Annotated in this window: 10 protein-coding genes; 8 read left to right on the forward strand and 2 right to left on the reverse strand. The window is 40.8% G+C overall.

The features are described from left to right. Positions 1-161 precede the first annotated feature (161 nt). Positions 162-362, reverse strand: a complete 201-nt coding sequence (locus AC5JMF_RS32210) for a hypothetical protein (RefSeq protein WP_495799782.1) — start codon at positions 360-362, stop codon at positions 162-164. A gap of 356 nt (positions 363-718) precedes the next feature. On the opposite strand from AC5JMF_RS32210, the gene AC5JMF_RS32215 reads away from it, so the two are divergent. The 5 genes from AC5JMF_RS32215 to AC5JMF_RS32235 all read left to right on the forward strand — a co-directional run bounded on the left by AC5JMF_RS32215 (position 719) and on the right by AC5JMF_RS32235 (position 6279). After that, complete coding sequence (locus AC5JMF_RS32215) at positions 719-2950, forward strand: FdhF/YdeP family oxidoreductase (RefSeq protein ID WP_495799772.1); 2232 nt, start codon at positions 719-721, stop codon at positions 2948-2950. A gap of 9 nt (positions 2951-2959) precedes the next feature. Further along, positions 2960-3670: a Uma2 family endonuclease gene (locus tag AC5JMF_RS32220; protein WP_495799773.1), complete on the forward strand. Its 711-nt coding sequence runs from the start codon at positions 2960-2962 to the stop codon at positions 3668-3670. 588 nt (positions 3671-4258) lie between these two features. Continuing rightward, on the forward strand, positions 4259-5359 hold the full coding sequence (locus AC5JMF_RS32225; RefSeq protein WP_495799774.1) for a formylglycine-generating enzyme family protein: 1101 nt from the start codon (positions 4259-4261) through the stop codon (positions 5357-5359). Between the two features lie 256 nt (positions 5360-5615). Further along, positions 5616-5846, forward strand: a complete 231-nt coding sequence (locus AC5JMF_RS32230) for a hypothetical protein (RefSeq protein WP_495799775.1) — start codon at positions 5616-5618, stop codon at positions 5844-5846. Continuing rightward, positions 5830-6279 (forward strand): type II toxin-antitoxin system VapC family toxin, encoded by a 450-nt coding sequence (locus tag AC5JMF_RS32235; RefSeq protein WP_495799776.1) that lies wholly within the window; start codon positions 5830-5832, stop codon positions 6277-6279. The genes AC5JMF_RS32230 and AC5JMF_RS32235 overlap by 17 nt, the downstream gene beginning before the upstream one ends. A 235-nt stretch (positions 6280-6514) precedes the next feature. On the opposite strand, the gene AC5JMF_RS32240 is transcribed toward AC5JMF_RS32235, so the two are convergent. Then, on the reverse strand, positions 6515-8416 hold the full coding sequence (locus tag AC5JMF_RS32240; protein WP_495799777.1) for a PKD domain-containing protein: 1902 nt from the start codon (positions 8414-8416) through the stop codon (positions 6515-6517). 309 nt (positions 8417-8725) lie between these two features. On the opposite strand from AC5JMF_RS32240, the gene fdhD reads away from it, so the two are divergent. From fdhD to AC5JMF_RS32255, 3 genes are all read left to right on the forward strand, one after another. Next, complete coding sequence (fdhD, locus tag AC5JMF_RS32245; protein WP_495799778.1) at positions 8726-9559, forward strand: formate dehydrogenase accessory sulfurtransferase FdhD; 834 nt, start codon at positions 8726-8728, stop codon at positions 9557-9559. A 117-nt stretch (positions 9560-9676) separates the two neighbouring features. Continuing rightward, positions 9677-10345, forward strand: coding sequence for a Uma2 family endonuclease (locus AC5JMF_RS32250; protein WP_495799779.1), 669 nt, complete (start codon positions 9677-9679; stop codon positions 10343-10345). Positions 10346-10401: 56 nt separating this feature from the next. Next, positions 10402-10656 (forward strand): VOC family protein, encoded by a 255-nt coding sequence (locus tag AC5JMF_RS32255; protein WP_495799780.1) that lies wholly within the window; start codon positions 10402-10404, stop codon positions 10654-10656. The last annotated feature ends 22 nt before the right edge of the window (positions 10657-10678 follow it).

Below are 10678 nucleotides of genomic sequence, written 5' to 3' on the forward strand. Positions count from 1 at the left end.
TGCTGCTTGCTATTGCTCCAAAAGAGTGATTTTTGTGACAATATTTGTGACAATACTTTAAATAAAAAATTAAAAAAAGCAGATATCCTAAGAATGCCATTAGCATTCATCAGAGACATCTGCCTTTATTTTAGTTGAATTTTGATGAAAATTTATGTATATTATGGCGTTTGCCGAGAAGCTAGCTTTTCAAAATTGGCTTGGGTTTGATGGAGTAATTGCTGACGACTATCTGTTTGTGTCTGCTTCAGGGTTGGAACCAGGTTGCGAGCTTGCAGAGTCATATGAAGCTGTAGGTGGGCGACATACTCACTAAAATCTTGATTTGCTGCACCCGCGCCCGTTAATAAATTTGATTCCATTGCCACTTGGTTCTCCTTTGTTAATCCTGTGCCGTGTCTTAACTCATCAAAAATTATCACGTTGTTTTGCTTAACTTCTCAATTTGCAACGAAGTTTAACGCTTCTCAATTAAAGGGGACTGGGAGGAATTGAGGAAAACGTTTTTTGCCTCCACGACTCGCATTCGGGGGCTTTTGACCAGTGCTTCGACCTTGAGAAGGGTCGCGCTCCGCGTCTCCCCTTCCCCGCGTCTTTGCGTCTTCTTGGTAATATTTCAGATTAGCCTTCACAGTCCACTACTGGCGTGTCTAGCCTTAAATGTTGCCAAAAAAACGGTAGCCTGGAAGAAGTATGACTTACTCATTCAGTTGTGGCTATGTTGCCTAAACCCAAGAAATATTGGACGCCCCAGCATTGGGCAAGTTGGAAGCCCTTTGGCATTGGCGAACAGTATCCCAACAACTTTTGGGAGGTCTTTCGAGCAATTTGGTTGTCTCGCGATCGCCTACTTTATACTTGGAATATTCTCAACAAGGGTGTTTGTGACGGTTGCGCTTTGGGAACAACCGGCATGAAAGACTGGACATTAGATGGCATCCATCTCTGCAATGTGCGACTGCGATTGTTGCAGATGAATACCATGGCAGCTTTTGATCCCGCGCTGCTAGCAGATGTTGCCCAACTGCAAAATCAAAAAAGTTCGCAATTACGTGAGTTGGGGCGACTTCCCTATCCGATGCTGCGTCAACGAGGAGAAAGGGGCTTTCGCCGCGTTAGCTGGGATCAAGCCTTAGAGATCGTTGCTAGCCGTATCCACAGCACTACAAGCGATCGCCTCAGTTTCTACATTACCAGTCGTGGTACTGTCAACGAAACTTACTATGCTACCCAAAAAGCTGTGCGAGCAATGGGATGCAATAATATTGATAACGCTGCTCGCATCTGCCATTCTCCCAGTACAGCCGGACTCAAGGCTGCCCTTGGTGCAGCGGCTACCACTTGTTCTTACAAAGACTGGATTGGTACTGATCTGTTAGTTTTCATTGGCTCAAATGTTGCCAACAATCAGCCTGTCACCGTTAAGTATCTCCACTACGCTAAAAAAGCTGGCACAAAGATTGTAGTCATTAATACTTATCGTGAGCCAGGAATGGAACGATATTGGGTTCCTTCAATTGTGGAAAGTGCCTTGTTTGGTACCAAGTTTGCCGAAGATTTCTTTCTCGTGAACATGGGCGGGGATATCGCATTTTTAAATGGCACAATCAAGCAGATGATTGCTAACGATTGGGTAGACAAGTCATTTATTGAGCGTTATACCGTCGGCTTTGCAGAACTCAAGGCATCATTGGCCAGCCAAGCTTGGGAACAATTAGAACGACTTTCTGGTGCATCTCGCAATGACATGTATGCCTTTGCCAAAATGGTCAAAAAAGCCAACAAAGCCGTATTTGTATGGAGTATGGGCATCACTCAGCACGAATACGGCGAAGATAATGTGCGGAGTATTATTAACCTAGCTCTTACTAAAGGTTTTGTTGGTCGCGAAGGTTGCGGTTTAATGCCAATTCGCGGCCACTCCGGTGTACAGGGTGGTGCAGAAATGGGATGTTACGCCACGGTTTTTCCTGGTGGTAAACCGATTAATCAAGAAAATGCTGACAATTTAGGTCAACTGTGGGGTTTGGAAGTACCGACAAGTAAGGGTTTAATAGCCCCAGAAATGATTGATGCAGCAAATCAAGGACAGTTAGATGTGTTGTTTTCTGTGGGTGGTAACTTTTTAGAAGTATTGCCAGAACCAGATTATGTAGCAAGTGCCTTGAAGCAAATACCACTACGGGTACACATGGATATCGTTCTCTCTAGCCAAATGCTAGTGGAACCAGCCGATATAGTGATACTATTACCTGCCACTACTCGCTATGAAATTACAGGGGGAGTCACAGAAACCAGCACCGAACGCCGAGTAATTTTTAGTCCAGAAATTCCAGGGCCACGCATCAAACAGGCGCGTCCAGAGTGGGAGGTGTTTATGGAATTGGCAAGGCGGGTAAAACCAGATTTGGCAAACAAACTAACTTTTGCTGACACAGCAGCTATCCGCCAAGAAATTGCTCAAGTCATTCCACAATATGCTGGTATTCAGCACTTGCAGCAGGCGGGAGACCAGTTTCAATATGGTGGGACACATTTATGTTTTGGTTGGAATTTTCCCACCCCAGATGGCAAAGCGCACTTTGGGGTTTTATCACCACCTGAAATAGAATTGCCAGAGGGCTATTTTTTATTAGCAACGCGCCGGGGTAAACAGTTTAATAGCATGGTACAAGAACGCAAGGATGCTATTACCGGAGCAATGCGTGAAGCAGTATTAATCAATCCAGAAGATGCCGCACAATTGGGTTTAAAAGATGGGGATCAAGTAATTCTCAAAAATGATTTGGGCGAGTTACGGGGACGGGTTTATATTGCACCCATGCAATTAGGCAACTTACAAGTACACTGGCCAGAAGGAAATGTGTTATTAGATAAAAATAAGCGATCGCTAGAAGGTGTGCCAGATTATAACGCGATCGTCCGTTTAGAAAAAATATCCTTTAACTAACTAACAACCATGTCCCTCGCTCAAGATTTTGAACTCTCAAATGATGTAATATTACCTCCAGGTGATCTAGATAGCGATGAACCGGAATTGGAAAGTTATTTACATTTGCAGCAATTGCTGCTGTTGTTGAAATGCATTGATTGGTGGTGGCGAGACCGCAATGACTTTTTTGCAGCCGGCAATCTCAGCATCTATTACAGTTCACGACGGCTGAAAACAGAAAAATTCCGTGGCCCAGATTTTTTTATAGTGCTGGATACCGAACGCAAGCCCCGTAAAAGTTGGGTAGTTTGGGAAGAAGACGGCAAATATCCCAATGTGATTATAGAACTACTCTCAATTTCAACGGCAGCAGTAGATAAAGGATTAAAAAAACAAATTTATCAAGACACCTTTCGCACTCCAGAATACTTCTGGTTTGACCCAAATAATTTAGAATTTGCGGGGTTTTGTTTAGTAGGTGGAACTTATCAGCCGATAGAATCCAACTCTCAAGGATTGTTGTGGAGTCAGCAGCTAAATTTATATTTAGGTGTTCATGAAAATAAGTTGCGCTTTTTTACCGCACAAGCACAGCTAATACTTACACCAGAAGAAGTTGCATTACAGGAAATGCAAAAATCTGCACAAGAAAAGCAACGTGCTGAACAAGAAAAACAACGTGCTGAACGCTTAGCAATAAAACTACGAGAGTTGAATATCGATCCAGACAACTTATAGAAATTGAAACTAAGCGATCGCTTGAGAAATTAATTACGAAAAACACTAGCTAAAAAGTGCGATCGCGCCAACTTCATTTTCACATAGGAACTGTTATTTGTAACTTTTCGTCTTGACATTTGAAATTTTAGTCACAAACATTCAGTGTTGTAGTTTTAAGTAGCAATTTATACTAAATTATCTCATGAGATCAACCTTTTATATCTTAAGAAGTATGGCTAAAATTAGTTGAGCTTGATTTAATCTAGTTAAGAAAATTCAGTAATACTAGAACTCCTATTTGATTTTTGAAAAAACTCAGTACACATATGTTTCCTGTTTGACCGTTCCGTGTTCAGAGTTCCCTATTTCATCTCTACGTATAATTTCAAAAATCAAATCAGATTGTTAGAGCTAATAACTAGCTTCTAATCAGTGCATTTTGCCTGTCTTCTTGATTAATTAGTCAATCAAGACTGAACAGAATTTGCATAAAAATAATCTGCGGCACTGAATAATTTCCAGAGCAAATATAACAACTCAAAACAGTAGTTTACTAACTACTGCGACAGCGTTGCATTCCAATAATTAATTTAGCGATCGCATAAAATGTTTCATCAAAATTATCCATATTTTGTTGCAGATAGAGAAATTATCAAATCTCCAAATCAGCAGCAAAACCATATTCAACTTCCTGAAAACAATCTGCGTAAAATAAACAGAAGAGAGTTTTTAAGATTCACTAGTTTCGGAAGTGTAGGTTTAGTGGCATCAGTTGTAGCCCATAAGATTTTGGCAAATCAATTCTTCACACCTATCTCTGTAGCTAAACCAAAATATACTCCTCCTAATCAAGCAAAAGCTTCGGAATTGCCGTTATGGACTGTTGAGTTTGAAACAGTAAAAGTAGATAAAAGGGGAGTGATAGTTAAGCGATATTCTCAGAAAGCCAAGTTTTTTAAAGAAAACTTAGGTCATGATGTGAGCTTAGAAATGATTAAAATCCCTGGTGGTACTTTTACAATGGGTGTTGCTAATAACGAAGAGAGTAGTAACGATAATGAACGTCCTCAACATCAAGTCACGATTCAGCCCTTTTTCATCGGGAGATATCTCATAACTCAGAAACAATGGGAAAGAGTAGCGACATCTTTTCCTCAAGTTCAAAGCAACCTCAACCCTAAACCGTCATATTTTAAAGGAGATAATCATCCTGTAGAGTCTATCTCTCTAAATAATGCTTTAGAATTTTGTGCCAGACTTTCTCAAAAAACGGGTCGTAACTATCGTCTTCCTAGCGAAGCCGAATGGGAATATGCTTGTCGGGCTGGCACTTCCACACCTTTTCACTTTGGAGAAACGATTACAGCTGAATTAGCGAACTATAATTCCCACACTATTTATAATCAAGCTCCAAAAGGAAATTATCAACAACAAACCACACCAGTAGGTAGTTATCCACCTAATGCATTTGGCTTGCACGATATGCACGGCAATGTCCGGGAATGGTGTGCAGACGCTTGGCACAGTAGTTACCAAGGTGCGACTACAGACGGCAGCATGTGGAGCAATAATCATGAGCAGCAAAATTTTATCGTGCGTGGTGGTTGGTGGAGTAGTCCTGCTGCATACTGCCGTTCTGCTCAACGCGGTGCCAGCGCCGTAGATCACATCAATGGCCTTCGGGTTGTGTGTGCTGTGACTGTCTAATGTGTCTGGAGGCTCATTGGTCACAAGTTAAGCTTGTGACCAATGTTCTTGTATAGATTTATTTCTACTCGTGATGTGGGGATACCGTTGCGTCATATTCAGGAGATATCAGGGCATCGGACTTTGTCAGCTTTGGAGCGATATTTGAGTGTCACTGAGAAGCAGAAGCAAAACGCGATCTCTGCTTTGGATTTTTGAACGAGGAATATAAGGAGAGGATTTTTAGAGCATTATAGAGATTATTGGGGATAAAAAGATGAACCAAGCTATTAGACAAAAGGCGGTTGTAAAACTAGGTGGAGTCATTAATATTCAATCATCAGAATTACCTGTTGGTACTGAGGTTGATGTGATTATAATTGTGGAGACGGCAGCGAAAAATAAACAATCATTACGTAGTATTATCGGTACTGGTAAAGGCTGTTTTGCTACACAGCAAGAAGCTGATGATTTTATTAGTAGGGAGCGGGATGCTTGGTCGTTGTAAATGCTATTCGGGGGGAAAAGTTTATTTAGATACTAATATTTTTATCTATGCGATAGAAGGTTATGCTGATTTTCTTGATGAATTAAATCAGCTTTTCGATAATATCGATGCTGGCAATTTGAGAGCTTTTACCAGTGAACTGACTTTAGCAGAGGTGTTGGTTAAACCTTTGATGGATGGAAATCTAGAAATACAGTCTGTTTATCAACAAGCTTTACAAAGTTCAGAAGTGCTGTCAGTTGTTGCGGTAAGTCGGGATGTGTTGATTGAAGCTGCGAGATTGCGGGCTATTACTAGTCTGAGATTACCAGATGCGATTCACGGTGCTACTGCAATTTTGAGTGGTTGTGAAACCTTTTTAACTAATGATAGGCGGTTAACTGCTTTGTCTGGTATTGAAGTAGTTGTACTGTCAGAGGAGATGGGTAATTAAGAAGGTTTTGGGAGATGAAGAAGAGAGTTTTTGTAGGGTGATGAGTAAGGAACAAATTAGTTTATATCCATGTTGGGTTTCACTTCGTACCCTACGGGATCTTGCTACAACCCAACCTACATCTAATACATTACTTTAGCTGTGTTAGTCCACTACCTCATCAACCAATAGATGTGGGAGAAATTTTCTCCGCATCCCCACGTCCTCTTGTCCATTCCCCAGTCCCCAGTCTCCATCATGCAAACATGTCTGCTGTGGGGTTCATCCCATCAGCATCAACTAATTTAATTTGTGTTTTTCCATTCGCCAGACTGACCTCATAGACAGATCCACACTTTCTGGCATTGAGAGTCAGCATACCAAGCCGAGGATCTATTGTCACACGGATTGAGCGATCGCTACCTGTGTTAGCCCAGGCGACAACTAGCCATCTGTCTTGATTTTTGATTTTCCGCGCCACTACTCGCGCAGTTTTCACGGGAATTTTCCAGCCGGAATTAGCTAAGATTTCCTGTGTTTCTCCCTCTGCTGGAAATTCGTAAGCAGAAAGTATCGGTGTATAAGCTTGATATGGACTCTTGCCTTCACCTGGTAATAAATTACCATCGTGTAAATATTCTTCTAGATGGCTAAATAAAGCTTGTGCATGACTAGCTAAAGCCATTTGCCAGGTTAAGGTGGGTGTAGTAGTTCCTACTGCTCCATTAGTTACCAGCGTATTCCACAAAGTTGAGGCATATGCTGAAGAATCACAAACAAAGTAACCAGAAACAGTGCCTAGCGCACCGATCGCATAGTACATTTTTAAAAAGCCTAAAAAGCGATCGCTTTCGGCTATTGGTTGATCCTGGTATTGTTCCCATCCTATTGATACCCAAGGATAAGCATATTTCTGACCCAATGACAAGCAACCTGCAATATCGTTCAAGGCATTAGTCAAAATATCATTGGGTATTTCTGAACCACTATGTATCCCAAAAAAGCCGCTATTGTGAAAGTTATAGTAAGCTTCTACACTGCTGTAATCAGATACTTGAGGAACACCATTAACCACGAATTTTTCATACAAAAAAGTCCACTCTTGCCAACCAGACCATCGTCCTCTCTCCGCACCATAGCCTTCTTGATACCATGTATATACAGGCTTTTTGGTATTCTTTAAATAACTAAATAATTTATCCTTTAAAATCTTTTCTTGCCTAGCCTTATTCCAAGACATGTATGCATATACCTGAGCGTAATCTTCAATGTCGGTATAACCAAGGCTAGCAAAATGATCTAAAACTGTTGACTCCTGTTTGAGGTATGTATTTCCGGCACCGCTGAGCATCCACAGTCCATATTCGCCCATATTAATAAATACGTCTATTTTTTGTCCCGTCTGTTGCTCTAGCAGTGCTAAACTTTTGCCAATGAAATCTCCTATAATTTCAAAAGTCTCATTAGGTGCAGCAGGAGAAACAACTGGGCGATTATTTTCTACTATAAAAGCCCCGCTAGCATGTCTTAACCATGTCGCTGCTGGCAAAATTGGTAACTCTGGATGTCTACCATCAAAGTTATTAAAATACTTGTATAGCGGGCCAAAACCAGAAGAGAGTTTAAACTTACCTGGATTTGCTTTTAAATATTGTACAAATTCGTCTTGAGAGTAGCCATAATCAGAGCCATACGCTAAATATGTTTGGTCTCTGGCTGGTACGTGAATTGCATAGCCCCAATGTTCTGCCAATTCCTTAGCCATCTCTTTAGACACACCACAAGCGCAACTTGTCAAAGGTGGCAGTGTATGCCCAGTTTTAAACACTGGACGCGGCATTGCTTTGAGATGATCGAGTGCTGATGATTGATTATCAATGACCACAGGATTAGGATTAACTGTAACTTTGACATCGTTATGGGTGATAGTTTTGTCAGCTTCTATTACAGAAAATCTCAAAACATATGTTCCAGCGTTCTTAAAAATAGCTGAGGTTTTCGCTTGTTCTGGTGCTTGAAATATTACTGAATAAGGCCCACTAACTTGTTGCCATTGATGAAGTTGAAACTTTTCTGAAACAGTTGCAACAAGATTAACTCTGGTTTCTGGAAGAGTAATTACTTGATCAGTGACAGTATTTGCTGAGATATTAAGCATAATTGTAATGTTGGTAATAAATACTTTTTAGCCTAGCTAAAGTGTAATTATTGGGATGAGTATAAAGACAGTTTTATGCTTGCAATTTAGGCGATCGCACTAAGCTAAAAAACATCTAAATTACATAATCAAATTAAATAAAACTCTTGTGGGGTGGGCATCTTGCCCGCCCTAATTATGCAAGTTATATATGGAACAGCTTAGTATTTCTGAACCGATAAACGTAAGTGAGCTTGATATCTGCTATCCACTGGTTAAAGTCCAGTGTAGCATATTTACAATATTTAGGAATTCTGTCTTCTGCAAATAATGAATACGCGAATTGGAAGCAAAACCAAAGCTACTGTCTGGGTAGTGGAAAATGGTAAGATGCGATCACGCCAAGACTATCTCACCACTGAAGAACCTTTAGAAATTCGCCTGTTGCCTCAAAAGAAGACAGTAGCTGTCACAATGCGGACACCAGGGGCAGATTTTGAACTAGCTGCGGGTTTCCTCTACAGTGAAGGAGTCATTAACAGTAAAGAAGATATCCAGCGCATGAGCTATTGCGTCGATGGTGAGCAGCAATACAACATCGTCAATGTAGAACTGCGAGCAGGCTTGATCCCAAATTTACAGCCTCTAGAGCGTCACTTTTATACTTCTAGTGCCTGTGGAGTTTGCGGAAAAGCTAGCCTAGAAGCCTTAAATTTACGGGAATATCCAGAGATTTTTCCTGGCCCGATAGTGACAGATGAAACTATTTACAGTCTGTCAACTCAACTCCGGGCTGCTCAAAGTATCTTCACAGCTACAGGAGGATTACACGCTGCCGCTGTCTTCAATGCTCAAGGACAATTATTAAACTTGCGAGAGGATGTTGGTCGTCACAATGCATTAGATAAATTGATTGGTTCAGCATTACTGAGTGACGAATTACCTTTCAATAATCATATTGTCATGGTCAGCGGACGCTCTAGTTTTGAAATTTTGCAAAAATCTCTAGTTGCTGGAGTTCCAATTGTTTGTTCTGTTTCTGCTCCTAGTAGTATGGCAGTATCTGTAGCCAAAGAATTCGGAATTACCTTAATAGGATTTCTGCGAGGCGAACGATTCAATGTGTACACTGGTTTGGAGAGGATAAGTGCTACTTCTAATTAAATCAGGTGATTTTCAAGGAAATATGCTATTAGATAAAAATAAGCGATCGCTAGAAGGTGTGCCAGATTATAACGCGATCGTTCGCTTAGAACAACAAATTTAACCCTCCCTGCAACCATGTCCCTTGCTCAAGACTTTGAACAGCCAAATGATGTAATATTTCCTCCAGGGGATCTATATAGTGATGAGCCACCCTTGGAAACATACCTACATTTGCAGCAAATGCTGCTGTTGTTGAAGTGCATTGATTGGTGGTGGCGAGACCGTAATGACTTTTTTGCCGCTGGAAATATTAGCATCTACTACAGTTCACGACGGCTAAAGAAAGAAAAATTTCGCGGCCCAGATTTTTTTGTAGTACTGGATACTGAACGTAAATCCCGTAACAGTTGGGTTGTGTGGGAAGAAGACGGTAAATATCCGAATGTGATTATAGAACTGCTCTCAATTTCAACGGCAGCAGTAGATAAAGGATTAAAAAAACAAATTTATCAAGACACCTTTCGCACTCCAGAATACTTCTGGTTTGACCCAAATAATTTAGAATTTGCGGGGTTTTGTTTAGTAGGTGGAACTTATCAGCCGATAGAATCCAACTCTCAAGGATTGTTGTGGAGTCAGCAGCTAAATTTATATTTAGGTGTTCATGAAAATAAGTTGCGCTTTTTTACCGCACAAGCACAGCTAATACCTACACCAGAAGAAGTTGCATTACAGGAAATGCAAAAATCTGAACGCTTAGCAATAAAACTACGAGAGTTGAATATTGATCCAGACAATTTATAACATAAATCAAAGCCGCATTTAATCATAAAGCTAAATCTCACAAATAGGTGATTAATATGACAGAGTTTCAAATCAAAGGAATTAACCACATCGCTTTGGTGTGTAAAGATATGGCACGCACCGTAGACTTTTACACAAATACTTTAGGCTTGAAACTAATCAAAACCATTGCTTTACCTGGTGGTGGACAGCACTTCTTTTTTGATATTGGTAATGGCGATGCACTAGCTTTTTTTTGGTTTCCCTCAGCACCACAAGCTGCACCTGGCATTGCATCCGTAAGAGGCTGTTTGAAAAGTTTTGAAGGGTAAAATTTTATGCAAGTCGCCTCAC

It is taken from the genome of Desmonostoc vinosum (genome assembly GCF_059505385.1).

What these genes read in the sequence shown, in the direction of transcription:
- AC5JMF_RS32210 (WP_495799782.1), bottom strand. Translation starts at nt 362, where the DNA reads ATGGAATCAAATTTATTAACGGGCGCGGGTGCAGCAAATCAAGATTTT.
- AC5JMF_RS32220 (WP_495799773.1), top strand. Translation starts at nt 2,960, where the DNA reads ATGTCCCTCGCTCAAGATTTTGAACTCTCAAATGATGTAATATTACCT.
- AC5JMF_RS32255 (WP_495799780.1), top strand. Translation starts at nt 10,402, where the DNA reads ATGACAGAGTTTCAAATCAAAGGAATTAACCACATCGCTTTGGTGTGT.
- AC5JMF_RS32240 (WP_495799777.1), bottom strand. Translation starts at nt 8,416, where the DNA reads ATGCTTAATATCTCAGCAAATACTGTCACTGATCAAGTAATTACTCTT.
- AC5JMF_RS32215 (WP_495799772.1), top strand. Translation starts at nt 719, where the DNA reads ATGTTGCCTAAACCCAAGAAATATTGGACGCCCCAGCATTGGGCAAGT.
- fdhD (WP_495799778.1), top strand. Translation starts at nt 8,726, where the DNA reads ATGAATACGCGAATTGGAAGCAAAACCAAAGCTACTGTCTGGGTAGTG.
- AC5JMF_RS32225 (WP_495799774.1), top strand. Translation starts at nt 4,259, where the DNA reads ATGTTTCATCAAAATTATCCATATTTTGTTGCAGATAGAGAAATTATC.
- AC5JMF_RS32230 (WP_495799775.1), top strand. Translation starts at nt 5,616, where the DNA reads ATGAACCAAGCTATTAGACAAAAGGCGGTTGTAAAACTAGGTGGAGTC.
- AC5JMF_RS32250 (WP_495799779.1), top strand. Translation starts at nt 9,677, where the DNA reads ATGTCCCTTGCTCAAGACTTTGAACAGCCAAATGATGTAATATTTCCT.
- AC5JMF_RS32235 (WP_495799776.1), top strand. Translation starts at nt 5,830, where the DNA reads ATGCTTGGTCGTTGTAAATGCTATTCGGGGGGAAAAGTTTATTTAGAT.